Annotated in this window: 15 protein-coding genes, 1 tRNA gene and 2 rRNA genes; 9 read left to right on the top strand and 9 right to left on the bottom strand. The window is 58.3% G+C overall.

Annotated features, from left to right (window positions below; translation table 11 throughout):
• Positions 1-43: 43 nt before the first annotated feature.
• Positions 44-1,330 (top strand): ABC transporter substrate-binding protein, encoded by a 1,287-nt coding sequence (locus tag BA011_RS20070; RefSeq protein WP_065281729.1) that lies wholly within the window; start codon positions 44-46, stop codon positions 1,328-1,330.
• A gap of 64 nt (positions 1,331-1,394) precedes the next feature.
• Here the strand turns inward: BA011_RS20070 and BA011_RS20065 are convergent, their stop codons facing one another.
• Genes BA011_RS20065 through BA011_RS20045 form a run of 5 tightly spaced genes read right to left on the bottom strand, consistent with a single transcriptional unit; the run spans position 1,395 to position 6,799 of the window.
• Positions 1,395-2,363 carry a glycoside hydrolase family 26 protein gene (locus BA011_RS20065; protein WP_065281728.1) on the bottom strand — a complete coding sequence of 323 codons (969 nt, stop codon included), beginning with the start codon at positions 2,361-2,363 and terminating at the stop codon, positions 1,395-1,397.
• A 3-nt stretch (positions 2,364-2,366) separates the two neighbouring features.
• Positions 2,367-2,888 (bottom strand): DUF995 domain-containing protein, encoded by a 522-nt coding sequence (locus BA011_RS20060; protein ID WP_065281727.1) that lies wholly within the window; start codon positions 2,886-2,888, stop codon positions 2,367-2,369.
• 38 nt (positions 2,889-2,926) lie between these two features.
• Entirely contained in the window at positions 2,927-4,795 is a 1,869-nt protein-coding gene (locus BA011_RS20055) for a glycosyltransferase family 2 protein (protein ID WP_065281726.1), read from the bottom strand.
• Positions 4,792-5,775, bottom strand: a complete 984-nt coding sequence (gene galE / locus BA011_RS20050) for a UDP-glucose 4-epimerase GalE (protein WP_065281725.1) — start codon at positions 5,773-5,775, stop codon at positions 4,792-4,794. Before galE ends, BA011_RS20055 begins: the two co-directional genes overlap by 4 nt.
• 1 nt (position 5,776) lies before the next feature.
• Complete coding sequence (locus BA011_RS20045) at positions 5,777-6,799, bottom strand: UDP-glucuronic acid decarboxylase family protein (protein WP_065281724.1); 1,023 nt, start codon at positions 6,797-6,799, stop codon at positions 5,777-5,779.
• A gap of 385 nt (positions 6,800-7,184) precedes the next feature.
• On the opposite strand from BA011_RS20045, the gene BA011_RS20040 reads away from it, so the two are divergent.
• The gene (locus BA011_RS20040) at positions 7,185-7,505 is read left to right on the top strand and encodes a hypothetical protein (protein WP_065282605.1); all 321 of its coding nucleotides are present in this window, start codon (positions 7,185-7,187) and stop codon (positions 7,503-7,505) included.
• Between the two features lie 15 nt (positions 7,506-7,520).
• Here BA011_RS20040 and BA011_RS20035 read toward each other — a convergent pair whose 3' ends face one another.
• Positions 7,521-8,303, bottom strand: coding sequence for a helix-turn-helix transcriptional regulator (locus BA011_RS20035; RefSeq protein WP_017962682.1), 783 nt, complete (start codon positions 8,301-8,303; stop codon positions 7,521-7,523).
• Between the two features lie 826 nt (positions 8,304-9,129).
• On the opposite strand from BA011_RS20035, the gene BA011_RS20030 reads away from it, so the two are divergent.
• The 7 genes from BA011_RS20030 (at position 9,130) to BA011_RS20000 (ending at position 21,976) form a co-directional block, all read left to right on the top strand.
• Positions 9,130-10,080: a fibrinogen-binding protein gene (locus BA011_RS20030; RefSeq protein ID WP_065281723.1), complete on the top strand. Its 951-nt coding sequence runs from the start codon at positions 9,130-9,132 to the stop codon at positions 10,078-10,080.
• Positions 10,081-10,221: 141 nt separating this feature from the next.
• Positions 10,222-12,255, top strand: a complete 2,034-nt coding sequence (locus BA011_RS20025) for a hypothetical protein (protein WP_065282604.1) — start codon at positions 10,222-10,224, stop codon at positions 12,253-12,255.
• A gap of 25 nt (positions 12,256-12,280) precedes the next feature.
• Positions 12,281-14,578, top strand: coding sequence for a type I secretion system permease/ATPase (locus BA011_RS20020; RefSeq protein ID WP_065281722.1), 2,298 nt, complete (start codon positions 12,281-12,283; stop codon positions 14,576-14,578).
• A 5-nt stretch (positions 14,579-14,583) separates the two neighbouring features.
• The gene (locus BA011_RS20015) at positions 14,584-15,933 is read left to right on the top strand and encodes an HlyD family type I secretion periplasmic adaptor subunit (protein WP_065281721.1); all 1,350 of its coding nucleotides are present in this window, start codon (positions 14,584-14,586) and stop codon (positions 15,931-15,933) included.
• 118 nt (positions 15,934-16,051) lie between these two features.
• Positions 16,052-16,543, top strand: coding sequence for a hypothetical protein (locus BA011_RS20010; protein WP_012759596.1), 492 nt, complete (start codon positions 16,052-16,054; stop codon positions 16,541-16,543).
• A gap of 270 nt (positions 16,544-16,813) precedes the next feature.
• Positions 16,814-18,466, top strand: a complete 1,653-nt coding sequence (locus BA011_RS20005) for a GNAT family N-acetyltransferase (protein WP_065281720.1) — start codon at positions 16,814-16,816, stop codon at positions 18,464-18,466.
• 132 nt (positions 18,467-18,598) lie between these two features.
• Positions 18,599-21,976, top strand: coding sequence for a DEAD/DEAH box helicase (locus tag BA011_RS20000; protein WP_065281719.1), 3,378 nt, complete (start codon positions 18,599-18,601; stop codon positions 21,974-21,976).
• 243 nt (positions 21,977-22,219) lie between these two features.
• Here BA011_RS20000 and BA011_RS19995 read toward each other — a convergent pair.
• From BA011_RS19995 to BA011_RS19985, 3 genes are all read right to left on the bottom strand, one after another.
• Positions 22,220-22,296 (bottom strand) — tRNA-Met (locus BA011_RS19995).
• A 127-nt stretch (positions 22,297-22,423) separates the two neighbouring features.
• Positions 22,424-22,538: ribosomal RNA gene (rrf, locus tag BA011_RS19990) — 5S ribosomal RNA — on the bottom strand.
• Positions 22,539-22,759: 221 nt separating this feature from the next.
• Positions 22,760-25,700 (bottom strand): 23S ribosomal RNA (locus tag BA011_RS19985).
• Between the last annotated feature and the right edge of the window lie 459 nt (positions 25,701-26,159).

The following is a 26,159-nucleotide window of genomic DNA, read 5'->3' as shown; positions in this document are numbered from 1 at the left end:
CATTGGAGGATGGCAGCGGGCATGTTGGAACAAGGAGGATATCATGCAGGTCAATCGCCGTTCATTCCTGATGGGCTCAGCCGGCGCGGCCGCCGGCCTCGCCTTCGGCGCCGGAAGCGCCATTCCGGCCCTTGCCGAAGACGCACAGCTACGCGCCATGTGGTGGGGGTCCAACGACCGCGCCAAGCGCACGCTCGAGGTTGCCAAGCTCTATCAGTCGAAATCGCCTGGCGTCACAGTCGTCGGTGAATCGCTTTCGGGCGACGGCTACTGGACAAAGCTCGCAACGCAGATGGCCGGCCGCTCGATCGCCGACATCTTCCAGCTCGAGCCGGGAACAATCTCAGACTATTCGAAGCGCGGCGCCTGCCTGCCACTCGATGAATTCGTCCCCTCCGTGCTGGACGTCCAGTCCTTCGGCGCCGACATGCTGAAACTGACCACCATCGACGGCAAGCTCTATGGCGTCGGCCTCGGCCTCAACTCCTTCTCGATGTTCTTCGACACAGTCGAATTCGAAAAGGCGGGCATCCCTCTGCCGACCCCCGACCTCACCTGGGATGAGTATGCCAAGCTCGCCGTAGAACTCTCCAAGTCCTCCGGCAAGAGCGGCGGCCCCTATGCGGCACGCTACGCCTACGTGTTCGATGCCTGGCTGCGCCAGCGTGGCAAGAGTCTTTTTGCGAGGGAAAGCGTTGGGCTCGGCTTCACGGCCGACGATGCCAGGGAATGGTTCGACTACTGGGAGAAGCTGCGCAAAGCGGGTGGCACTGTTGCTGCCGACGTGCAGACGCTCGATCAGAATACGATCGACACCAATAGCCTTGGTCTCGGCAAATCAGTGATCGGCATGGCCTATTCCAACCAGATGATCGGCTATCAGCTGATCATCAAGAACAAGCTCGGAATCACCATGCTGCCGCGTGAAAAGAAGGGCGGTCCATCCGGCCATTATTACCGTCCGGCATTGATCTGGAGTGTGGGGGCGACGACCAAGCAGGGCGAAGCTGCCGCGAAGTTCATCAGCTTCTTTGTCAACGATCCCGAAGCCGGCAAGATTCTCGGTGTGGAACGCGGCGTGCCAATGTCGCCTACCGTGCGCGAAGCCATCCTGCCGCAGCTTAACCCGACGGAGCAGGAGACGATCAAATACGTGAACCTGCTCAAGGATCAGGTCGGCGAATATCCGCCGCCGGTGCCGATGGGCGCAACCCAATTCGACCAGCGTGTGCTGCGCCCCATTTGTGACGAACTCGCCTTCGAACGGGTCTCGCCCGCTGATGCGGCAACCCGGCTCATCGAAGAGGGTAAGGCAACGATCAAGGGATGATCGGTCGCCGGACGTGAGAGGAGAGGCCCGCAACACCCCGGCGGGCCTTTCTGATTTCCGGCTATCAGTTAGCCAGACTTTTGACCACGCGCCAGTCCGGCCGGCCGAGATCGAAGGGCCAGGCGTGCACATCCCGGTCGTTGAAATAGACCACTTCCTGCAGATTCGGGAAGGCGCTCTGCTTCAACGTAACCGTTTCGATCCACGGCTTCATATAGGCGTCGCCGCCTTCATAGCCGAGCTCCGCCACCCAGATGGGCTTGCCGTAGCCGGCAACGAGATCATATCCCTGCTTCAGCGCTTCAGAGAAGGTCCGGTGCTCATTATAGGCAAGCTCGTCGTAGCGCTGCAGGCCGAAGACCGAGAGCCCGACGAGGTCGACGTAATCGTCGCCGGGATAATAGGCCTCGAGGCCAGGCTCTCCCTTCGGCGACCACATGAGCTCGGTACCGGGCGCCTCCTGGCGGACGATGTCCATCATCCGCCTGTAGGCCGTGATATAGTCCTGCGGGTTCCAGCCGGACCATGAAAACCGCCTCGACTTGTCTTCCATCTCCTGCCCCCAGCGGACGATCACCGGGCTTTTCAGCGCCGATATCATCTGCGCGATCGCACGCATGTTGACATCATAATCACCGCGCAGAACCTTTGCGCGAAGCTCGGCGGAGGTCAGCCGCCAATCGACGTCCCAGGACCATGGCTCCACGGTGATCAGCAGGTTGCGGCCTCTGGCCTGTGCATAGGCATCGGCGATGCGCAACGTCTCGAGGTCGACGTCCTCCCACGGCAGGAACAGGGCTTCGGTCGCGACATTCGCCTGTGCGCCGAAATCGCCGTGCGGATCGTAGGCACCGAACTTGATCCCCTCGGCATGAAGGACGGGGCGCTTGTCGATGATCGTCCGCACGGCCGCCGCCGGGTTCGGAGCAATGCCGGCATATTGCACTTCGCTTCGGCCCGGCAGATCCGCGACACACAATAGCAGCAGCGCTATTGCGGCGGTCGAGAGGTTTTTGTTCATCAGCTTCTTCATGGCTCACCCTCCTTTTCGGGCTACTTCCTGGCTCAGCAGGATCTGCTTCAGTTCGCTTGCCTTCGCGCTCACGGTATCCGTGGGAACAAGCTTCTGGAACTCATCACCCTCACGCACCGATGCATGGCGGAAGACGTACCACTTGCCGTCCGGCTGGCGCCGCTGGTAGATCGTATTGCCGATCTTGCGGTGACCGAAACAGGTGCTGGCGCGGGCCGCGCCCTCGGCATTCGTCCAGGTGGCGCGCATGCAGAGCTGACCGAGATCGTCGACCACCCATCTGCCTTCGGCGAAGGACGGCTTCCCCTTGTCGTTGCTCCAGGCGACGAACCGCCGGCCGTCATCGAAGAAACGGCCGCCGCCGGTGTTCCAGGTCCAGGTCTTGTCGCCGTAGATCCGATAGAGCTCATAGGCGCTGAGCGGCGTCGGCGCGTTCTTTTTGGCAACCTCGGCGCCGTGCGCTGCCACCGGCAGGCACAGGCTGAGAGCAAGCGCTGCTCCCCATAGTCTCGATCCGATACTCATTACATCCTCCATACTCGACACTTGCCGGTTCCGCCGGCTCACGCACCCTGTTCGTCTCGGCCGGTTCTGCCGAAACCATTCCATCTCAGGTGGAATTTCACGATCCTGGTCTTGCCACCGCCGAGGCCGGCGCCGGCCACGGCAAATTGCGTTTCGGTGAAACTGACAAACGTCTGGCCGTGCGAAAGAGCTTCAAGGCCGCGCAGGCCGTGGCTCCCCGCCTGCGTGCCGCCGGCGACGAAAATCGCCAGCCCGGTGGCTGTCGCAAGCCACAGCCCGCGCGATTGCGGCAGCAGCGGCAGATCGTTTTCGACCGCATGGCGAACGACGATCAGCGCCGTCAGCGACAGATAGACCGAGAGGTTCATCATGGCGAAAACATAAAAACCCTGGGCGGCCGCGGCATCGGTCGCAAGCATCATTGCGGCGGCGGAAAGGCCGGCGAGCCCGATATAAGGCGCGATGACGCGCAGCGGCAAAGACCGCTGCTGCTGCCTTCCCTTCGGCGTGATGCGGAAATCGACGAAGGAGCCGCAGATATAGTCGCGGACAGCGGCAAGGCTGCCGGCCAGCGACCACGGCCAACGCAGAAAGATGAAGGCAAGCCCTTCCCAGCCGAGCAATTTCGCATCGTGCGGCCTGAAGGTTGCCGTTGCCCGCCAGAAGAAGGCAAACAGCGTCAGCACGATCGACATCGGCACGAAATGCAGCAGGAAATCCGGATAGGTGACATTGACGAAGACACGGCCCGTCAGCAGCGCGGCAACCGGCAGCAGGAACATCATGGCCATGAAGGCCGAAAAGAGCGGGTACCAGAGTTGCGAGAACACGAACTGGAACCTCAGCCGCCAGGGCAGGTGCATGATGTGGCGGCTGGAATGTTGCAACAGAATGGTGACCAGGCTGCGCGACCACTGGAATTCCTGGACGACGAGGTCGGTGAAATTTGCCGGTCCGTCGCCATGCGCGATCGCATCGACGGCATGCAAGCCACGCCAGCCGCCGGCATTCATCATCAGCGTCGTCGAATGGTCTTCCGCAAGTTCCGGGCCGAGGCCGCCGATCTGACGAAGGGCGGCGGTGCGGACCGCATAATGGGAGCCGATGCAAAGAGGCGCCCAGCCATTATTGTAACCCGTCTGCAGCGAACCGTGCAGGCTTGCCTCCGCATAGAGCCTGCCACGCGCCGCCCAGCTTGTCCCGGCATTGGCATCGCAAATGCTCGGAGCGGAGACATAGCCGATCTCAGGATCGGCGAAGGGGCGCAGAACTTCACGGAGGTAGGTCGGCGTCGGCACATGGTCGGCATCGAACTGGGCGACGAAATCGTAACGCGCATAGCCGAAATGGTCGTAGAAATAGGCGAGGTTGCCTTCCTTGCAACGCGTCCGGCGCGGCCAGGTGGTGCGATGATACTCCGACACACCCTTTCGGGTGGAGATCAGCACGCCGTGCGCCGCACACCAGCGCCTGGTTTCCTCCGAAGGGTCCTCGTCGGCGAGCCAGACATCGAAATCGACGCCGACCTGGTCGAGCATCGCCTGTAGCGTGGTGCGGACGACGGCAAAGGGCTCGGACGGCGCCTTGGTGACGACCATAGCCACCCGCCCTTCCGGCAGCCGCGCGCGAGGGCTGACCGTCCTCGCATCGAGAAAGATCAGGATAAAATAGGCCGGCACAAGCGTGATCCAGGCAAGCACGAGGGTGATGAGCACGAAGGTGGCCCAGGAAATGATATGGGCGGATTGGCACCACCAGATCCAGAAATAGCCGAGTGCCGTCAGCCAGCAGAGGATGCCGAAGCCATAGGCGACACGGTTCCAGCCGGTGAAAACAAGATCGAATGCATCAGCAGTGGCGGCTTTGGCCGTCCTGAAGCCGTGGCCGATTTGCGAAACGTTGCTCATGCCCTCATCTCCAGCCCGAAGGTGGGGCCGGCGGTGCGGATGATCGTATCGATATCCGAGAAAACCGGCGCGAAGCCGAGTTCCGCTTTCGCCCTTGCGGTATTGGCAAAGAGGATCGGCGGATCGCCGACGCGGCGCGCGCGATAACACACAGGGACTTCGCAGCCGCTGGCGCGATGGATCGCCTCGAGAATCTCGCGCACCGAGGTGCCCCGGCCGGAGCCGAGATTGACGCTGAGCGAGCCGCCGTCCGCCATCAGATGATTGACGGCGGCGAGATGCGCCTGCGCGAGATCGCTGACATGAATATAGTCGCGAACACAGGTTCCGTCCTCGGTCGCATAATCGGTGCCGAAGATATCGAGCCGCTCCAGCCTGCCGGCGGCGGCGAGAAGGGCGCGCGGGATGAGATGGGTCTCGGGTTGATGGCGCTCGGCGAGCTCGCCGTCTGGATCGGCTCCGGCCGCGTTGAAATAACGCAGTGCGGCAAAGCGGATGCCGTAGGCAGCGGCAAAATCCTCGAGCGCCATTTCGAAGATCAGCTTGGTGCGTCCATAGGGATTGACCGGGTGCTGCGGGCTTTCCTCCAGTATCGGCAGCGAGGCGGGGATGCCATAGGTGGCGCAACTGCTCGAAAAGACGATCCGGTCGATATCCTGGTCGAGGCAGGCCTCGAGCAGTGTCAGACTGCCGACGACGTTGTTCCGGTAATATTTCCTCGGCATCTCGACGGATTCACCGACATAGGCATTGGCACCACAATGGATGACGCAATCGGGCGAAAACTCCGCAAGGGTCCGGCGCAGAGTGGCGACGTCGGCAAGTTCCGCCCGGATGAGCGGCCCCCAGCGGACACTGTCGGCATGCCCTGTCGAGAGATTATCGTAGGTAACCGGGATCATGCCGGCGCGCGACAGTGCTTTGCAGATATGACTGCCTATGAAACCGGCGCCGCCGGTGACGAGAATGTAGCAGGGCATCTCATACGACCTCCGCCTTCTCTGTGCCGGCGAGCAGTCCGTCGAAATAGTCGACGGTGCGAGCCAGGCCGGCTTCGAGCCCGATGCGGGGCTGCCAGCCCAGCTCGGCCATGGCCCGGGAAATATCCGGCCGCCGCTGACGGGGGTCGTCGGTGACCGCAGGCAGGTGGACGATCCGGGAACGCGAGTTCGTCAGGTCCCGGATGATTTCCGCCAGACGCCGAACGGTCATTTCGGCTGGATTGCCGAGGTTAATCGGGCCGTTGCAGGCGCTGCCGGCGGCCGAAAAACGCAGGAAACCCTCGATGAGATCGTCGACATAGCAGAAAGAACGGGTCTGCTGGCCATCGCCATAGATCGTCAGATCCGCGTTGCGCAGGGCCTGTACGATGAAATTGGAAACCACCCGCCCGTCGTCCAGGCGCATGCGGGGTCCATAGGTGTTGAAGATGCGGCCGACCTTGATGTCGACACCGTAAGTCCTGTGGTAATCGAAGAACAGCGTTTCGGCGCTGCGCTTGCCTTCGTCGTAACAGCCGCGCGGTCCGATCGGGTTGACATTGCCGCAATAGGATTCGTGCTGCGGGCTGTGGATCGGGTCGCCATAAACCTCCGACGTCGACGACTGGACGACGATCGCACCGGTCTTTCGCGCGCAATCAAGGGTATTGACGGCACCAAGCACGTTGGTGAGCAGCGTTCCCACAGGATCCCGCTGATAATCGGGCGGAGAGGCGGGGGAGGCGAAATTGAAGATGAGCGATGCTTCGATATCGAAGGGCTGCCTAACATCATGCTCGACGATGCGGAAGCGGGTGTTCGATGCAAGATGAGCGACATTCGCACGGCGGCCGGTCGAAAAATTATCGAGGCATGTGACGCTGTGGCCGCGCTGCAGGAGCCTTTCGCAGAGATGCGAACCGAGGAAGCCGCCCCCGCCATTCACAAGGACGGTGCGTCGCCCTTGGAGCACCGGTATGCCTGATACTTTAGAATAGCCTTCGTTGGGAACGAAACTACGCATTACAAACTCCTTCCCAGGTATTTAGTCTTTTGTTTTATTTATGCACTGCATGCATCCGTTATCCGCACTCGATATTCATAAAACTGAGCGTCCACCCATGAATAACTTTGTAGTTACTCTTCGGATACCGAATTACTATTAAAATAATACAACGAACGCAGGCGAGGTCAACTTGAAAAACTCCAACCATCCAAAGTAATTACGCAAGTATACTTAAAGTAACAAATGATTAATCACTTTCAACGCTATACCACCAATACGCCTCTCATCCGCCTTCTCAAGCTTCACTCAATCCAGCTAATATATGAGGGAACGCAGCAGATTGGCCGAGCTCAACCGCACCGCCGGTCTTGCATCCGGAAGCGCCATATGCGAGGGGTTTGGTATGTTGAAAAAACAAGACGCAACGCAGCTCAAAGGCTGGCGCCTCCGCTCGGCGATGTTCGTCTGGGGAACGGCACTTCTTGCGATCGGAACGACGGCTTGCACGGTCGTTGACGACGATATCGCGGTCGTCGCGAAAAAGAACATCGGCGGGATCGAGGCGCCGCGCGTCTCGAAGGCCTACGCCTTTCCGGTAAACCGGGCCGAGCGCCCGGCTACGCCGACGGTCCGCACCGCAGCCTATCACGGCTCAGCGCCCTATATCTGCTCTCCAAGCGGCTTCGGACAAAAATCGCGCTGCTTTGCGCGTCCCTCGACCTGAAGCAAAAGCGCTAGATCAATTGCGCCAGCGGCCGGACATGTCGTCTTCGCCGGCGGGATGCTCATTGAAGAAGCGGGATGCCGCTTCCGTGCGGTTTCGCACGTTCATCTTCTTGTAGATGTTGCGGACGTGAACCTTCACGGTATTCTCGGAAAGATGCAGCTTGTCGGCGATGATCTTGTTCTGCGTCCCCTTGCAGATGAGATCCAGGATCTGAACCTCCCGGGTGGTCAAAGCGGAGATGCTGTCGCGTCTCAGCTTGAGCGCATTGCTGCGGGCCGCATCGACCGATTTTGTCTGATAGAGCGAAGGCTCCAGCTGGGCGTTTTTGTTGGTGAGGCGATTGAGAAGTGCTGACGGAAAATGTTCGCCGCCCTTCATCAGTAAATCCACTGCAGCCATGAAGACATCGAGCCGCAGATTGAGCGGCAGGACGCCATCGATGATCCGCGCTTCTACCAGCCGGCTGACATAAGTCTCGAGCATGTCGATAGCTTCGACGACAAGTCCGATCGAGGTTTCAGGGTGGTTTTCGCGGACAGCCTGCAACGCTTCATGGAGCTCCGGGCCGGGTATATGGTAGAATAAGACGAGTTTCATATCGCCGGTATCTTTTTCCAGCATTGGCTTTGTACTCGTTATGCTTGCCACATCACAGTTCGGAAATTTCTTTGCCAGTGCTTCTACCATGCATTCTGAAAAAAGATCCGCCTTTGCTACCACTAATATAGTATCTCCGGACGAACCCAACTTCCTTCCCTGGTCCGCATTCTCCATTCCTGAGCCTGTCATGAACATATACGCCTCCCCTAGCGTTACACTTTACTCAACTTGGCGCGATGGCGGGTATTAGTTAGTAAGAAATGCCGACCCCAAAGTCATCGCTTTATTTTTTAGACATTTCTTAATTATGTTAATACGGATTGAGAAGGAAGGAAATGGCCCAAAGTAATTAGTTTTAGCGGACTAAAAACGATACGATACCAAGCAACGGTTGCATTCTTACTGCGGTATATACTTAGAGGCTATATTTGCCTTCACTATAGATGAGAGCTAAATGTAATGTTTCAGTACAGATTGTTATATTTTCATCATGCATGAAGTGTCGGATATGAGACAGGCAGACCTCGAAAGCTGCTCCTCAGCCCAGCGGCGAATGCCGGAAGTCCTGGATTCTCGCAGCTTAGCGTCGCCCCGGCTGAAGAAGTCTCAACGCTCCAACTGCAGGGCTAGCCGGAAGTGGCAAATCGGCCTTAGCCCGAATTGGTATCTATCGGATCCATATTCTTTCCAGCATTCTGTGATCGTCGTCCAAGTGGCGGCATGGAGAAACCAGGTATTGTCTCGCGTTTTTGATACACGGTCTCCATTTAGGGCAACTCAACGAAAATAAACCCTTACTACTCCCTCTCCGTTCCAGGATTCGGAGCCGGATATGTGCGACCTTGTACTGAGTACGTATGTTCCCAATACCAACGGTTTGATCAACAAATCGCGAAAAGCTGCAGATGACCAGTATCGAATACATCTGCCGATGTTAACCGCATCGGAGCGAGCGCGAGTAAAATCCCATTTGAGATGAGAGGGATTTCGAAAAGCTGCTCCGGTTTTTCTGGAGAATGCAATGTCTGACGACACCGAAATCACGAAGGCCGGGGCGCTTGCCGACGGCTTTGCCAACAGCGCCATCAATTCGACTGAAATCGACGACGATTCGACCGGTTATGTCGGCGGCGTCGCCAATGGCGACAATCGCGATAATACCGACAACAGCGTCGACGTCGACGTCAAGGCGGAAATCGATGTCGCTACCAATAATGGCGACAACCGCGACAACGAATATGACTGGAGCTACAAGTCCGACGACGATACGAGCACCAAGACCACGACGATCACCGATACCGACACCAAGACCGACTACGACTGGAGCTATGACAGCAAGTCGTACAGCGACAACGACACCGACACCAAGACGATCACGGACACCGATACGAAGACCGTGACCGATACCGACATCAAGACCGTTACCGAGACGGATACGAAGACGATTACCGACAGCAACAACACCTCCGACAGCTTCAACAAGACGGACACAGACTTCGCCGTCATCGAGGACGTCAAGGACTCCAATCTCGGCGTTGCCGGGCACGACCTCACCTTCAACCTCGGGGACGACTTCTCCTTCACGCTCGACGTCGACAGCATCCTCAACGATTCGCTGAACGGCCAAGGCAACGACAGCGGCTTCAGCGCCGTCCAGGCGAACCATCTGGCTGACCAGGATAGCGCCTGGAACATCAAGATGGAGAACGAAGGAGCTCAGAACCACCTGAATGCCAATGGCGGCACCGCCAACAGCGCAGAAGGCATGGAGATGGACGGCAAGAGCTGGGATCTCAAGGCCGACGACGACGCCACCGGATCGAGCGCGGCCGACGCTTCGGCAATCCTTGCCAATTCCGGTTTCCACCTCGAGCTCGTTCAGGGCGCGAACCTGCTCAGCAATACGGTCGACTCCAGCGTCATCGGCGGCAATTCTCATGCCTCCGACGTCGGCGAGGATACCGGCACCTGATACTGACCTCCAACGACCAAGAGGAACTGCACCGGCTCCGCCGGTGCAGTTTGACTGCTTGAAAACGATTTGACGACCACACCACGGCTCCCGGCGGGCGCTACCAAGGCCGATCGTCATCTCGAATGGGAGGGCCGAACCATGCATATCGAGAAGATTTCGGAAATCATTGCGCACTTCATCGGTCTCTTCGAGATGACGACCGACGAGATGAGGTTGCGTACCAACTATGCCGAAGGCGCAGGACCGGGCGCGGATGGACCGGCTCTGCCGGATCAGGATGCCTTTACCGCCGCCTTCTCTTCCGATCTCCAGCTCAAGGATTACGATCCGGGCATCAATTACAAAAGCGGCAGCTACGAAATCGAATTTGGCCCGGCGCGCCATTTCGGCCGCGTCTTCGAAGAGAGCATCGAGAAGCTGGCGGCGATAGCCGGAAAGGACATCCCGTTACCGCATTTCGGCGACCCTACGGATATCGTGCTCACGGATGAGCCGGACCTGACAGTCTTTGCCGGGCCTGGTTCAGCGATCAGTCATGTCCTCCAGGTCAACGCCCTCTACGACGACGACTATCTCGATATGACGGATGGCGTCCATGCGCCTCGAGACACGAGTTTCGTCATCGAGCAGCTCGCGGATTTCAGCACCAAGGCCGAGATCTTCACGCCTTTTGCGAGCCTCCACCGGACAGATACCTATGATGGCGCCCTGAAGATCGCCGAGGATCTCCAAAACTATACCCGGAATGCCAGAAATACCGAGGATAGCGGGGTGACCTCGCCCGATAGCGACGTGACGCATCATTTCGCCACCACCGAACCCATGGACGACAAAGTCTATGTCAACGGCAAGGCCGAGACCGATATACCGGTCCTCGACGACTTCCTGCCCGATCGCGGTCTCGCCAAGCTCCCGGAAGAACCCGATGACAGCAATACATCCGTCGAGCAGACCGACCCGAGCGGCAGCAGCCTCGATGTCACCGCCGGTGCAAATCTCGTCGTCAACGTCGCCTCGGTGATCAATACCGGCGTCATCACCTCGGTCACGGCGGTGATGGGCAATTATCACCAGGTCGACGCGATCTCCCAGGCCTTTGTCTACAGCGACAACGACGAGATTGCTGCAACGCTGCATTCATCCGGCCATTCGGCCGAGGAAGTGGGGACGGTTGCCAAGAATATCGCCCTCTTCGAACACAGCACCTTCGAACCATCGAGCCATGCCGAGCCCGTTTCAGCCGAGTCGACCTTCCCGAACAGCTGGCGTGTCAGCGTCATCGACGGCGACGTCTCCTTCGTACAGTGGATCGAGCAATATCACTTCGTCACCGACAACGACACGATGACGGTCACCACCTCAGGGTCCGAAGCCACGGTTCTGACGGGCGGCAATACTTCGATTAATTTCTCCTCCTTTTTCCAGATGGGCCTGCAATATGATCTGGTGATCATCGGCGGCAATGTGCTCGACATCAACAGCATCACGCAGGTCTCGCTGCTCTACGACAATGACTGGGTGCGGGCAGAGGGCGACCTCGATCCCGGCGCCGACCTACAAACAGGCAACAACCTGATCTGGAATTTCGCCTCCATCCACAATGTCGGGACGGGCGGCCCGTTCGAGGCCATGCCCGACTACATGGCCGCGACGCAGAAGGCGATCGAAGATCGCGATGCCAACATGCCGGAAGGGCTGTCCTTCGATGTGAATTTCCAGGGATATGCCGGCCTCAACGTGCTCTACATCACCGGCAATCTCTACGACATGACGATCATAAAGCAGGTCAGCATCCTCGGCGATTCCGACGATGTGACCCAGGCGGCATCGACCATCCTCGAAAACAATCCCGACGCAACGGTTACGATCGACACGGGCAACAATGCGGTGGTCAACATCGCCGAGATCGTCGACTACGACAGTTTCGGCCAGACGACTTATCTGGCAGGCCAGCTCTATTCAGACGCCATCCTCATTCAGGGCGGGCTGGTGGAGCATGACACGACACAGCCGCAGCCGGCCGACGACAGGCTCGCCAATGAAGTCATCGCCTTTCTCGACAACGACGATCCGGCGGGCGGCGATTGCGCTGACGGCGTCATCAATGCCGGGAATGACTTTTCATGGTCGTCGACGCACCCCGCCGACGTAATGCAAGCCATGGTCGCCTGACCTTGAGTATTGCGAAGGAACCACGATGAACCAGATTTCGAAACAAATCTTTGCGGCAGGCAGCGCCCTCGATCTGAGATCGGGCACTATTCCCTCCGCTGCTCCCTCGGATGCGCCGATGACCGATGTGTGCATATCCGCGATCGACGAGGCGGTCGAGAACCTTCGCAGGCTGAGCGGCGCCGCTGCTTCGTCTCGCCATGGCCGCAAGGAGACGTCCGAAGCTGCGGCCAACGAGGCTGCCGATATCGGACGCGCAAGCGCTACGCGGGCGCCGCTCCCGGAAAAGATGGTGGTGCCGCAAGCTAAAGTGGAAACGGCACCTCCTGTCGCGGTGGCGCAGGGCCCGGCGACAGCAAAAACGCCGGAAGCGCCGGCCCGGCCGCAGATCGAAGCGCGGGTGACCCCCGAACTGCCGAAAGAGAAGACCGAGCTTAAATCGAGCCCGACGATGCCCTTCGGCAAGACCATCGAAGGAGAAAGCGGTCCGATCAGCGAGAACGACAGGCGGCTGCGCACCGGCGGCGGCGGAAACGGCAAGAATTCCGATCCCGGCGGGGGCGAGGGCGGGGGCGGGGGAAGCGGCGGCGGTTTTCACAAGCGTAGCGAGCCTGTGAATTTCGCCGCCAGCCTCTCGCGCGGCATGGCGGCGGTACGGCGCAATATGGTGGTCGTCATGATGTTCACGATCGCCATCAACGTCCTTCTGCTGGCGATACCGCTTTATCTCTTCCAGATATCCGACCGGGTGCTGACAAGCCGGTCCGTCGACACGCTCGTCATGCTCTCGATCGCCGTGATCGGCGCCGTGCTGCTGCAGGCCTTCATGGATTCGGTGCGGCGCTTCATCCTGATGCGCACCGCGGTGGAGCTCGAAGTACAGCTCGGCGCGCCGATTCTCAGCGCTGCAGCGAGGGCATCGCTGCATGGCAGCGGCAAGGACTATCAGACGCTGCAGGATCTGCAGCTGCTGCGCGGCTTCCTGACATCAGGCACGCTGATCGCATTTCTCGATGCGCCGCTGATGCCGTTCTTCGTGGTCGTCGTCTATTTCGTGCATCCGCATCTCGGCATCATCATCATGGTCTGCTGCGCGGTGCTTTTCGTCATCGCCTATCTGAACCAGAAATTCACCGCCCGGCAATTCGCCGAATCCAACGGCTATCTCAGCCGGGCGAATTTCCATCTCGATTCCATGTCGCGCAATTCGCAGATCATCAACGCAATGGCGATGATCCCCGAGGCCGTGAAGATGTGGGGCCGGGAAACGGCGGGTTCGCTGAAATCGCAAGTCGAGGCACAGGACCGCAATATCATCTTCTCCGGCATATCGAAGGCCTGCCGCATGATCACCCAGGTCACCCTGCTCGGCTGGGGCGCACATCTGTCGCTCGCCGGCGAACTGACGGGCGGCATGGTGATTGCGGCCTCGATCATCTCGGGACGCGCGCTGGCACCAATCGAAGGCGCCATAGAAGGCTGGAACCAGTTCAACCGGTCGGCAGCCGCCTACAGCAGGATCAAGGGACTACTGTTGAATTCGCCATTGAACTTCCCGCGCCTGCGTCTCCCCAATCCCGAAGGCCGACTCGATGTCGAACGCATTCTCTTCGTGCCGCCACCGCAAAAGAAGGTCATTCTCAACGGCATCTCCTTCTCGCTCAGGAAGGGGGAATCGCTTGCGATCATCGGTAATTCCGGGTCCGGCAAGACGACGCTCGGCAAGATGCTCGTCGGCTCGATCGTCCCGACATCGGGAAATGTACGCCTCGACCTGATGGATCTGCGCAACTGGGACCAGCGTCAGTTCGGCGAAAGCATCGGCTATCTGCCGCAGGACGTGCAGCTCTTTCCCGGCACGATCAAGGCCAATATCTGCCGCATGCGCGACGACGTCGACGATCACCAGATCTACGAAGCCGCGGTGCTCGCCGACGTGCACGAACTCATCGCAGGCTTCCCGCAGGGCTACGAAACCATCGTTGCGGCCGATGGCGCTCCGCTTTCGGGCGGCCAGAAGCAGCGCATTGCGCTCGCCCGTGCCTTCTTCGGCAATCCCAAATTCGTGGTCCTCGACGAGCCGAATTCGAACCTCGATACGCAGGGAGAGGCAGCACTGGCCAAGGCACTGATCCACGCCAAGAAGCAGGGCATTACCACCGTCACCATTACCCAGCGCCCGGCTCTTCTCCAATGCGTCGACAAGATCCTTGTGCTCAAGGACGGCACTGTCGCCATGTTCGGGGAAAGGATCGAGGTGCTGCAGGCGCTTTCCAAGAACAACAGCAATAACGGTCAACAAGCACCGCGCATTGAGGGATGAACGACATGGGACGGAAAAATCGGGAGACGACCGGTCCGGCGCAGCTCGAGTGGTATAGCGATGTGCCGCGCTCGATCCGTGTGCACAGCATCGTCGGCCTCACGGTTCTCTTCACCTCGTTCGGAGGATTCGGCTTCTGGGCGGCGACGGCGCCGCTCGCCTCCGCCGTTATCGCGCAGGGAAGCTTCGTCGCGACCGGCAACAACAAGATCATCCAGCATCTGGAAGGCGGCATCATCAAGGAGATGCGCGTCAGCGAAGGCGATACGGTCAAGGAAGGCGACATCCTGCTGACCCTCGATCCCACAGCATCCCGCTCGAACGAGCGAATGCTGCAGCTTCGTCGCCTGCGCCTTGAAGCTGTCGTCGCCAGACTCCGTGCCGAAGCGCAGGGCCTGCGCGAATTCCAGCTTCCCGATATCGTGACGAAGGAGGCCGGCGATCCTGATATCAACGCGATCATCCAGAGCCAGAACGTCGTCTTCCACAGCAAGCAGATCAAGCTCGAGGAGCAGCTCAATCTGATCGGGAAGAACATCGCATCGCTGGAATTCCGGTTCGCCGGCTATAGGGGCCAGCGGGAATCCTTTGAAAGGCAGCTGTCGCTGCTGACCGAGGAACGCGACTCCAAGGCTCGGCTGGTCAAGGTCGGCTATATGCGCAAGACGGATCTGCTGGCAATCGAGCGAGCGATCGCCGATGCGATGGGCGACATTGCTCGACTGAACGGCGAGCTGAACGAGAGCGAGGCGGAGATCGCCAAGTTCCGCCAGGAAGCCGTCATCGCCGTCAACACCAACAAGCAGGCGGCGCTCGATGCGCTTGAGACCGCCGAAACCGATCTGGACAGTGTGCGCGAACAAATGCGCGAGGCCGCCGGCGTGCTCGAACGCACCACTATCCGTTCGCCGGTGTCGGGCACGGTGGTGCGCTCCTATTTTCACACAGCCGGCGGTGTCATCACGACAGGAAAGCCGATCATGGAGATCCTGCCGTCACATGTGCCGCTGATCCTGGAAGCGAAGGTGCTGCGCACTTCGATCGACCAGTTGCATGAGGGAGAAACGGCGTCGATCCGCCTCACGGCGCTCAACCGGCGCACGACCCCTGTTCTGCAGGGCAAGGTCTTCTACGTCTCAGCCGATTCGATCGAGGAAAATGCGGGAGCTTCGGTCAAGGACGTCTATATCGTCCGCGTCGGAATACCCGATTCCGAGATTGCGCGGGTGCATAATTTCCATCCCGTTCCCGGAATGCCGGCCGAAGTGCTGATTCAGACGTCGGAACGCACCTTCTTCGAATATCTGAGCAAACCGATCACCGACAGCATGTCCCGGGCTTTCAAGGAGCGCTGATCGCTCGCGATCCCGCACGGGCGGACCTGTAAATATGACGGACTTGCCGTTGTTCTGATGTAATGTCCACATGTCATCCCTCGAGGGATGGATCCCCTCCGGGGAGAAAGGGTCAAACATGGCGGCGATGTCCGATGTCCTGCTGCGGGTCGGCCGCCTGAACTATGTCTGGACGAACACCGAAAGCCTGCTGATCTACATCATCGCCCATCTTCTCCGGGTCGAAAAGGATGCGGCAATCGTCGTGTTCCTGACGCTCAACACCACGCGCGCCCGGATCGATCTCATCGAGCGACTGTCCAAGCTCGCTTCGACCTCCCCTTCCGACCGCAAGGCGATCCTTTCAGCCATGTCGCGGCTGAAGAAGGAATCCAAGATCCGCAACAAGTACAATCACTGCATCTATTCCTTCGACGAAAAGGGAGAGATCTCGAGCACGCAGCTGATGCGGCTCGTCGAGGACGACAAGCAGATCCGTTACGGCAAGATCGAACAGATGGACGCGCGCGAGCTCGACCTTCTGGAAAAATCGATCGCCGAGATCGTCGCCATCAGCCGGACGCTCTGGGCCTTCATCCATGCGAGCCCGCGGATCTCCGGCGAGCTTTGATCTAATCCTTATGTACTCATGTTCTCAAAATCGCTGCACACTTTCGGGCGAGGTCCGTTGAAGCGCAGCATCCCTCAGGACTCGTTGTGCTCTATCGCTTTGAATCTGTGTATCATTTTCACCAAAACCGATTGCGATTTTGGCTTATGCGCCGGCTCAGGACTAATCCCATTTAGGCGACTTAAATCATCCGGACGGTTTATTTGAAGATCGGTGTTTGCCATTAGAATGAAACCTCCCGAGTGACGTATGGGGTCTTGGGGGGCGGACATGCGCATAGATATCATCGACACCATTGCGGGGTTCGAGGCGGTACGCGAGAACTGGGATCAGGTCTTCCTGGAAGATCCCGACGCGCAGCATTTCCTCTCCTGGATCTGGCTGAAGAACTATCTCTCCCGCCGACGCCGCTGGTTCATCCTCGCCCTTCGCGAACGCGATCCCGAAGCACCCTATGTCGCCTTCTTTCCGCTGCGCCTCATCACGCATCTAGACGAGAAGACCGGGCTCTTCTACGACGAGATCATCATGGCCGGGAATTTTGCGGCCGATTACACCGGCTTCATTGTCAGACCGGATTACGAGCATCACGCCATTGCCGGCTTTGCTTCGTTTCTCAAACATCAGAACTGGACTGACCTGAAGCTCGAATATTTCAGCGGCCCTGCTGGCCGGCGCGAGAAGATGATCGAGGCGCTGCAGGGGCCGGAGGTGATGTTTCGCGACAGCTCGCCCAAGAACAGCGAGAATATCGACAATACGATTTGCCCGATCGTCCCTCTGCCGGCAAGCTTCGACGACTATCTCGAACAGCGCATGAGCAGCCAGACGCGCCAGAAACTCCGGCGGTTCCTGCGCAAGGTCGAAGGCGACGATATTTACCGGATCACGATGGCAACCGCCGAGACCATCGATCGGGACTTGGACATCCTCTTCAATCTCTGGCGGATCAAGTGGAGTGCCCGCAAAGGCACCGAGCGGACCGAGCGGCTGATCATCACCACACGCGAAATGCTGATGGATAGCTTCAATTGCGACAATCTCGAGGTGCCGGTCTTTTGGCATGGCGACCAGCCGCTCGGCGCGCTGGCAAATATCGTCGATCGGCAGAAGAAGGCGATCCTCTTTTATATCACCGGCCGCGACGAGAACTGGAAGACGCCGTCTCCCGGTCTCATCCTGCATGGCTACTGCATCCGGCGGGCGATCGAGCACGGCTTCAAGACCTATGACTTCCTGCGCGGAAACGAACCCTACAAGTACATGTTCGGGGCGGAGGAAAGGCGGATCAGCTGCACCTTGTTCCGCACCCGCAACGGCCAGAATCTGCATGGCGTGCTCAACCCGCGCAGCGTTCGTTTCGTCTATGAACAAGCGCTCGACATGTACCGCAACGGAGCCCGGAGCAAGGCGGAGATCGCCTTCAACCAGGTCCTGCAATCGGCTCCAGGCCATACCGGCGCGGAATTCGGGCTCGCCAATCTGCTGTTCGACCGGGGCAAGCTGACGGAAGCACTGGCTGCCTACAAGGTTCTCGTCGAGCAGGCGCCCGATCCGACACCGATCCAAATGCGGCTTGGCGACACGCAGCTTGCGCTCCATCAATATGACCAGGCCGCAGAGACTTTCCGGCGGGTCGGCGAAATCGGGCCGCATCTTATCCAGGCACATTACAAGCGTGGCATCGCGCTTGCGGCCAGCAAACGGCTGGCCGAGGCGGAGGCCGTCTTCGCCGCGATCCAGGACGTGCATTCGGACGATCCGACCTCGCTCGATTATGCCGCCAAGGCGGGTGTTGCCCTCGAACGCCTGCGCTCGATCGCCGAACCCGCCGTTGGCAAGGCGGAGGACATACCGGAGACCATCGCCCGCTGGAACCGGGGACGGCAACTCAGCGAGCGACGCCGGCCACGTCTGCATTGATGTGGCCTTGCCATGGTGCGGAAATGCGGTCCGGCGGCTGGGACGCGCAGTCACCATGGTCTTTGATTTTGAGCTGCAATCGTTGCTAAAAGAAAGCGCGAGCCTATTTTTGCAATTCCTCAGTGAGAAGTCATGCAGACAATTGCAGACGGCGCCGAAAGGGAACGGCTTCTGGCCATTCTCGATTTCTGGCACAAGATCGAGTTCTTCATTCCTTACGATCTCTCCAGCCGCATCGTCTCCGGTGAAGGCCTAAGTGTTTTCTGGCTGCATGCGAAAACGCTCGGGGATGACGGTGCCGCACTCAGCCGTCCAGCGATCCCCGAGGAGAAGCAGATCACGGGTTTTACCCTGTTCCTCGGGGTTTTCAACAAATCCGAAATTGCCGATATCCGCAGACACTTCGATAGCGTTACAGCCGATATCGCCGAATATGACGATGCCGAACGCGGTGATCTCGATGGCGATACCTGCTTTGCCAGCCTGCAGCTCTCCCCCTTGGGAGAGCCGATGTTCGAAACATTTTCGGTTTCCACGCTTCCATGGGCTCTGGGACGGGTGCGGAAATCCGGCCTCTCCTCGCTCAGCCACGAGGCATTTGCCGACAGCAAGCGGCAGCTCTCGGAATTGCTTCAAAACTTTCGGGCTCAACGGCATCTGAGATCTTCGTCCGCCGAAGACACGGCAGATCAACCGATCGATGCCAACGAAATCCTGATGCTGCATGAATTGCTCTGCGATTGGGCCGGCTTTGCCTCGAAGCACGAAAAGCCCATCGCCGCTGTTGAAATACGCTATCGAGACCGGGTGGAAAAACCTGAGCTTATCTCCTTGCCGCCACCGCCTGATAGTAATGCGATCGATGCCGACGACGAGGACGAGAGTGCAAGCGTTGAAGACGACATCGGCATCCTGAACAGCTTCTTCATCGAGGACATCGAGCGGGCGATGATACGCGTCACGCATGGCGATATCCCCGCGCCGCTCAGACAATATCTCACCCCGCTGGCGCGTGAGAAACGGATCGACCTCTACTCGGAGGACGGACGCCGGGCGATCGTTCGGGCCTTGCATCCTGGAAAACTCAACCGCGGGCGCTGGCTCAGCGAACCGCACCACGCCATGAGCCTCATGCAACAGTTCGCGATCAATTCGGCAATCGACGACCTGTCGGAAACGGGACTGTTCTCGGTCAACGGCCCGCCAGGGACGGGAAAGACGACGCTGCTTCGCGACATGTTCGCGGATAATATCGTTCGGCGCGCCCGCATCCTGGCCTCCTTGAAGACGGCTCGCGATGCCTTCGATGGCGCGCCGCGCCGCGTCATTTTCTCGGACCGGAGCACGGCCTCGATATCGGCGCTGATCCCGGCCCTGGCAGGATTCGAAATGGTCGTCGCCTCCTCCAACAACGCCGCCGTGGAGAATATTTCGCGCGACCTTCCGAAGCGAATCTCGGTCGCGAGAACGTCTTCATTCCAATATCTGCAGACCATCGCGCACAAAATCGCTTGCCAGAAGGACAACGGAGCCGTCGTCAGGCTCTCCGATGGCGATCGCCCATGGGGACTGATCGCCTGTGCGCTCGGCAATTCAGGGAATCGCCGAGCCTTCAAGGAACGTTTCGCCTTCATGGAGATCGCCGACAGGCCGAAGCCCGGCTGGTCCGGTGCGGACAAACCACAGACCATCTGGGAGTGGCTAAAGGGTTATAAGGGGCCAAATTTCGCCGAAGCATCGGCGGCATTTCAGGCCGCCGACAAGATGGTTCGCGGCAAGATCGGCGAATATGCACGCTATGCCGATCTCCATGACGAAATCGCCCTGGTTTCGCAGGATGGTTTCTGCCGCGAGGCGCTTGAAAAGGTCAGAGCAGCTGCGGCCGAACTTCGACACGCACAGGACCGATGCGATATGGTTGCCGCCGATATGCTCCGCATCAGGGAAGGGTTGTCTCCTCTGAAGGAGGAGGAGTTGCTGCTCGACCGCGGCGCTCCTGCGTGGTGGGAGAAAGTGCTGTCGACCAACCCTGCCCGGCAGCATCGGCACAATGTCGTCGCCAATGCACGAAGACAGCTGGAACTGCGCAAGGCGCTGGCGGACTGCGAACATCACCTTGCGAAAAACCTCAGACCTGCGTTGGAACAGTCTTTGCGAAGACATCAACGTGCCGAACAGGCACTGCGGTCGCAACGAGAAATCTGGTCCAGGAAAAGGGAGGAATTCGGCCACCTAGGGGAAATTCTCAATCATCCCACCCTACCTAGGCGCCTCACCGATCTTGAGACCGATCAGTTCCAGATTGGCGGTCTGTGGCATCAGGACGAACTGGCAGGTCTGCGTTCGGCATTGCTTCAAGCAGCGTTGACGCTGCATGAAGCGTGGCTGGCCGATGTGGGCAAGAAAGGCGGAGGTTTTGGAGGAAATATCGTCGCCATCAACAAACTGCTTTCCAACAACGGCCCCGCCGACGGCGAGCACATTGCGTTGATCTGGCAGAGCCTTTTCATGATCGTTCCCATCGTCTCGACAACCTTCGCCTCCTTTGCCCGGCAGTTCCGCGGCCTCGACACCGGCTCGATCGGCTGGGTCTTCATCGATGAAGCTGGTCAGGCGGTGCCGCAAGCGGCCGTCGGCGCCCTGTTGCGGGCGCGGCGCGTCATGGTGATCGGTGATCCCCAGCAGATCGAGCCGGTCTTCACGCTGCCAAGCGCGCTGATCACCGCCACCTCGGCTCTCTCGCCCCACACGGCGGCAGGGCAATATTCGCCGAACACGGCGTCGGTGCAGATGCTGGCCGACGCCACCAACCGCTATGGGACAACGGTCTCAGGCGAGGAAGCCGACGGGCTCTGGATCGGCAGTCCCCTCAGGGTACATCGGCGCTGCGTCGATCCGATGTTCGGCCTTGCCAACCAGATCGCCTATCAGAACAAGATGGTCTTCGGGCTGGAAGAGCGCCGGCCGGCTGGTGACGCTCCACCGTTTTATGGCGACAGCGCCTGGATCGACGTCAGGGGAAGGGTGTCAGGCAAACAGGCCGTTCCAGAACAGACGGATTTCATCGTCGACGTTCTCACCGCCACCTATCGCCGGGACGGCGCATTGCCGGATCTCTATATCATCTCGCCGTTCAAGGAGATCAAGAACAGTCTGAGGCAAGCTCTGGCCCACGCGGCATGGATCGATCCGGACGGAAATATGCGCCCGTCTCCACCGAAGCTGTTGAGGTGGCTGAAGGAAAGGATAGGCACGGTGCATACCTTCCAGGGCAAGGAAGAAGACATCGTTTTCATGGTGCTTGGCGCCGATGCCGCTCACAGCGGAGCAGCAGCCTGGGCCGCGTCGAAGCCGAACCTTTTGAACGTTGCCCTGACACGCGCAAAACGCCGATTCTATATCGTCGGCGATCGCAGCCTCTGGGAAACCCTTCCTTACTTCAGGGAGACAGCGAGTGCCTTGGATACAATACAGGCAGCAGAATTCTTGGCTCGGAGTGAATTGAACTGAAGGATCCGAATTACTGCATCCTGGATGCCTGCCTCGACCCACTTTTGGCAATGCAAAAAGCCCGCACGAGGCGGGCTTTTTTGCGTATTGTTTTTATGGGAAGGTTTGGTTGCGGGGTCAGGATTTGTTGTTTTCTGTCCCGCTGCGTCGGCTACGCCTTCTTGCGGGCCCCTGAAGAGGCGTTAACTCCTCGACCCGTTACCAGATACGACAAAGCCCGCACGGGGCGGGCTTTGTCGTATTTGGTTGCGGGGGCAGGATTTGAACCTGCGGCCTTCAGGTTATGAGCCTGACGAGCTACCGGGCTGCTCCACCCCGCGCCAGCGCAAATCCGTGGGATTTGCTTATGTATTCTAACACAAAAGGCCGCTTGTGAGCGGCCCTTTTGTCTCGGCTTTGGGCCGTTTTTGTGATGAGAAGATTGTTTTACATAGTTGCGTTTTGCAGACCTGGCAGCGACCTACTCTCCCGCGTCTTAAGACGAAGTACCATGGGCGCAGGGGCGTTTCACGGCCGTGTTCGGAAAGGGAACGGGTGCAGCCACCCCGCCATAACCACCAGGTCGGCAAAGCGCAACTTTGTTGTTTTGAGAAGCTGGCAGGCGTTAGCCTGTTTTCTTTTTTGAACACGTCTTTGGATCTTTTCCGGCTGCGGGTGCTTGTGGCACCCATACAGGCCAGCGGCCGTCGCCAATCGTTTGGCGGGCCGTCCGCAGCGCCATTGGCGCGTCAGGACAAAAGGTCTGGCACATCGAACTTTGTTCGATGAGCATAGTCAATGAGAACGATCAAGCCGATCGAGCTATTAGTACCGGTAAGCTTCATGCGTTGCCGCACTTCCACACCCGGCCTATCAACGTGGTCGTCTTCCACGGCTCTGATAGGGAATACTCGTTTTCAGGTGGGTTTCCCGCTTAGATGCCTTCAGCGGTTATCCCGTCCATATGTAGCTACCCTGCTATGCCCTTGGCAGGACAACAGGTCCACCAGAGATATGTCCATCCCGGTCCTCTCGTACTAGGGACAGATCCTGTCAATATTCCTACACCCACGGCAGATAGGGACCGAACTGTCTCACGACGTTCTGAACCCAGCTCACGTACCGCTTTAATTGGCGAACAGCCAAACCCTTGGGACCTGCTCCAGCCCCAGGATGCGATGAGCCGACATCGAGGTGCCAAACAACCCCGTCGATATGGACTCTTGGGGGTCATCAGCCTGTTATCCCCGGCGTACCTTTTATCCGTTGAGCGATGGCCCTTCCACGCGGGACCACCGGATCACTATGACCGACTTTCGTCTCTGCTCGACTTGTCAGTCTCGCAGTCAGGCGGGCTTATGCCATTGCACTCGACGACCGATTTCCGACCGGTCTGAGCCCACCATCGCGCGCCTCCGTTACTCTTTCGGAGGCGACCGCCCCAGTCAAACTACCCACCATACACTGTCCCGGACCCGGATGACGGGCCGCGGTTAGACATCCATGACGATAAGGGTGGTATTTCAAGGATGGCTCCACGGAAACTGGCGTCCCCGCTTCAAAGCCTACCACCTATCCTACACATGCCGACACGAATGCCAGTGTAAAGCTATAGTAAAGGTGCACGGGGTCTTTCCGTCTGACCGCAGGAACCCCGCATCTTCACGGGGAATTCAATTTCACTGAGTCTATGTTGGAGACAGCGGGGAAGTCGTTACGCCATTCGTGCAGGTCGGAACTTACCCGACAAGGAATTTCGCTACCTTAGGACCGTTATAGTTACGGCCGCCGTTTACTGGGGCTTCGATTCAAAGCTTGCACCTCTCCTCTTAACCTTCCAGCACCGGGCAGGCGTCAGACCCTATACGTCGTCTTGCGACTTCGCAGAGCCCTGTGTTTTTGATAAACAGTCGCTACCCCCTGGTCTGTGCCACCCCATCATACTTGCGTAAAATGGGGTCACGCTTCTTCCGAAGTTACGCGTGCAATTTGCCGAGTTCCTTCAACATAGTTCTCTCAAGCGCCTTGGTATACTCTACCTGACCACCTGTGTCGGTTTCGGGTACGGTCTATACGGTGGAGCTATTTCCTGGAACCGCTCCGCTGCCCATCCAATCCAATTAGAATGAACAACTTGTGCAATCCGTCACTACCACCAGGCCCACGAATATTAACGTGGTTCCCATCGACTACGCATTTCTGCCTCGCCTTAGGGGCCGGCTAACCCTGCTCAGATTAACTTTAAGCAGGAACCCTTGGTCTTTCGGCGAGAGGGTCTCTCACCCTCTTTATCGTTACTCATGTCAACATTCGCACTTCCGATACCTCCAGGAGCCCTCACAGGTCTCCCTTCATCAGCTTACGGAACGCTCCGCTACCACGTGTATTGCTACACATCCTCAGCTTCGGTGCATGGCTTCAGCCCCGTTACATTTTCGGCGCAAAGACCCTTATTTAGACCAGTGAGCTGTTACGCTTTCTTTAAATGATGGCTGCTTCTAAGCCAACATCCTGGTTGTTTTGGGATCCTCACATCCTTTCCCACTTAGCCATGACTTGGGGACCTTAGCTGGAGGTTAGGGTTGTTGCCCTTTTCACGACGGACGTTAGCACCCGCCGTGTGTCTGCCGAGTAGTACTCCCCGGTATTCGGAGTTTGGTTAGGATCAGTAAGACGGTGAGTCCCCATAGCCCATCCAGTGCTCTACCCCCGGGGGTATTCGCTCGACGCTCTACCTAAATAGATTTCGCGGAGAACCAGCTATTTCCGAGTTTGATTGGCCTTTCACCCCTAGCCACAAGTCATCCCAATCTATTGCAACAGATGCGGGTTCGGTCCTCCAGTTGGTGTTACCCAACCTTCAACCTGCTCATGGCTAGATCACTCGGTTTCGGGTCTAATGCAACAAACTATATCGCCCTATTCAGACTCGCTTTCGCTGCGCCTACACCTACCGGCTTAAGCTTGCTTGTTACACTAAGTCGTTGACCCATTATACAAAAGGTACGCCGTCACCCTTTCAGGCTCCGACTGTTTGTAGGCATCCGGTTTCAGGTTCTATTTCACTCCCCTTGTCGGGGTGCTTTTCACCTTTCCCTCACGGTACTTGTTCGCTATCGGTCATGCACGAGTACTTAGGCTTGGAGAGTGGTCTCCCCATGTTCAGACAGGATTTCTCGTGTCCCGCCCTACTCTAGGACAATCATGATATCTACGCGTACGGGGCTGTCACCCACTACGGCCGCACTTTCCAGAGCGTTCCACTTTAATCACAATTGCCACTGGCCTGGTCCGCGTTCGCTCGCCACTACTTGCGGAGTCTCGGTTGATGTCCTTTCCTGCAGGTACTTAGATGTTTCAGTTCCCTGCGTTCGCTTCTTACACCCTATGTATTCAGGTGTAGATACCTTATCACAATACCTAGAAACCATTCGGGTTGTCACTCACGCTCGTTCTGCACTTCGTGCAGCGCTGCGTTAGCGCGCCGGACGACCGGCGACGCGCTCCGCGCTGTATTGGGAAACTCCCATACAGGCCAGAGGCCGTCGGCGATCATTCGCCGTAATGTCGGATCGAAGATCCGACAACCAGAATGATTTTCTAGGTATTTAAGGTGGGTTGCCCCATTCGGAGATCCATGGATCAAAGCTCATTCGCAGCTCCCCACGGCTTTTCGCAGCGTATCACGTCCTTCATCGCCTGTGCATGCCAAGGCATCCACCAAATGCCCTTACGACACTTAATCGTTCTCATTGCCAATGCTCATCGTCTCGTTGCCCGCTCCAGAAGGAACGGCAACAGACCGGGTTACCTTTTACAACCCAGTCAATCCAACAATGCCATTAACGTGTTCGACAGGTCTGCTTTATTGGAGCTACGCCGAGCAGCTCGCTTGCAGCCTGTCTTAAGACCAGCTTCTCGAGATATGATCCGATACCGCGCGGTCAGGCAACGGTAATCAAGTCGTCCGTCAGATGCCGTCCCTAAAGACAGCAAACAACAACGACCCAGAGCGACAAGCTTCCTTCCTACCTCCAGTCCCTCCACCACATCCGGCCGGCTAGGCCATCCATGGGTTCACAGGAACTGGGCTCGGACGCCTTGGGCAGAACCCAAAACACCTGGAAGCCTCCAGATCAATCTTCTCTTCACAATGTATGCAGAACACGCATCAGCCATAAGCTGATGCAAAACTTTTATTTCT

This window comes from Rhizobium leguminosarum, assembly GCF_001679785.1.
Lineage (GTDB): Bacteria > Pseudomonadota > Alphaproteobacteria > Rhizobiales > Rhizobiaceae > Rhizobium > Rhizobium leguminosarum_R.
Note: the sequence above shows the minus strand (reverse complement) of the source record. Positions and strands in the feature narration are given on the sequence as shown.

What these genes read in the sequence shown, in the direction of transcription:
- BA011_RS20070 (WP_065281729.1), top strand. Translation starts at nt 44, where the DNA reads ATGCAGGTCAATCGCCGTTCATTCCTGATGGGCTCAGCCGGCGCGGCC.
- BA011_RS20065 (WP_065281728.1), bottom strand. Translation starts at nt 2,363, where the DNA reads ATGAAGAAGCTGATGAACAAAAACCTCTCGACCGCCGCAATAGCGCTG.
- BA011_RS20060 (WP_065281727.1), bottom strand. Translation starts at nt 2,888, where the DNA reads ATGAGTATCGGATCGAGACTATGGGGAGCAGCGCTTGCTCTCAGCCTG.
- BA011_RS20055 (WP_065281726.1), bottom strand. Translation starts at nt 4,795, where the DNA reads ATGAGCAACGTTTCGCAAATCGGCCACGGCTTCAGGACGGCCAAAGCC.
- galE (WP_065281725.1), bottom strand. Translation starts at nt 5,775, where the DNA reads ATGCCCTGCTACATTCTCGTCACCGGCGGCGCCGGTTTCATAGGCAGT.
- BA011_RS20045 (WP_065281724.1), bottom strand. Translation starts at nt 6,799, where the DNA reads ATGCGTAGTTTCGTTCCCAACGAAGGCTATTCTAAAGTATCAGGCATA.
- BA011_RS20040 (WP_065282605.1), top strand. Translation starts at nt 7,185, where the DNA reads ATGTTGAAAAAACAAGACGCAACGCAGCTCAAAGGCTGGCGCCTCCGC.
- BA011_RS20035 (WP_017962682.1), bottom strand. Translation starts at nt 8,303, where the DNA reads ATGTTCATGACAGGCTCAGGAATGGAGAATGCGGACCAGGGAAGGAAG.
- BA011_RS20030 (WP_065281723.1), top strand. Translation starts at nt 9,130, where the DNA reads ATGTCTGACGACACCGAAATCACGAAGGCCGGGGCGCTTGCCGACGGC.
- BA011_RS20025 (WP_065282604.1), top strand. Translation starts at nt 10,222, where the DNA reads ATGCATATCGAGAAGATTTCGGAAATCATTGCGCACTTCATCGGTCTC.
- BA011_RS20020 (WP_065281722.1), top strand. Translation starts at nt 12,281, where the DNA reads ATGAACCAGATTTCGAAACAAATCTTTGCGGCAGGCAGCGCCCTCGAT.
- BA011_RS20015 (WP_065281721.1), top strand. Translation starts at nt 14,584, where the DNA reads ATGGGACGGAAAAATCGGGAGACGACCGGTCCGGCGCAGCTCGAGTGG.
- BA011_RS20010 (WP_012759596.1), top strand. Translation starts at nt 16,052, where the DNA reads ATGGCGGCGATGTCCGATGTCCTGCTGCGGGTCGGCCGCCTGAACTAT.
- BA011_RS20005 (WP_065281720.1), top strand. Translation starts at nt 16,814, where the DNA reads ATGCGCATAGATATCATCGACACCATTGCGGGGTTCGAGGCGGTACGC.
- BA011_RS20000 (WP_065281719.1), top strand. Translation starts at nt 18,599, where the DNA reads ATGCAGACAATTGCAGACGGCGCCGAAAGGGAACGGCTTCTGGCCATT.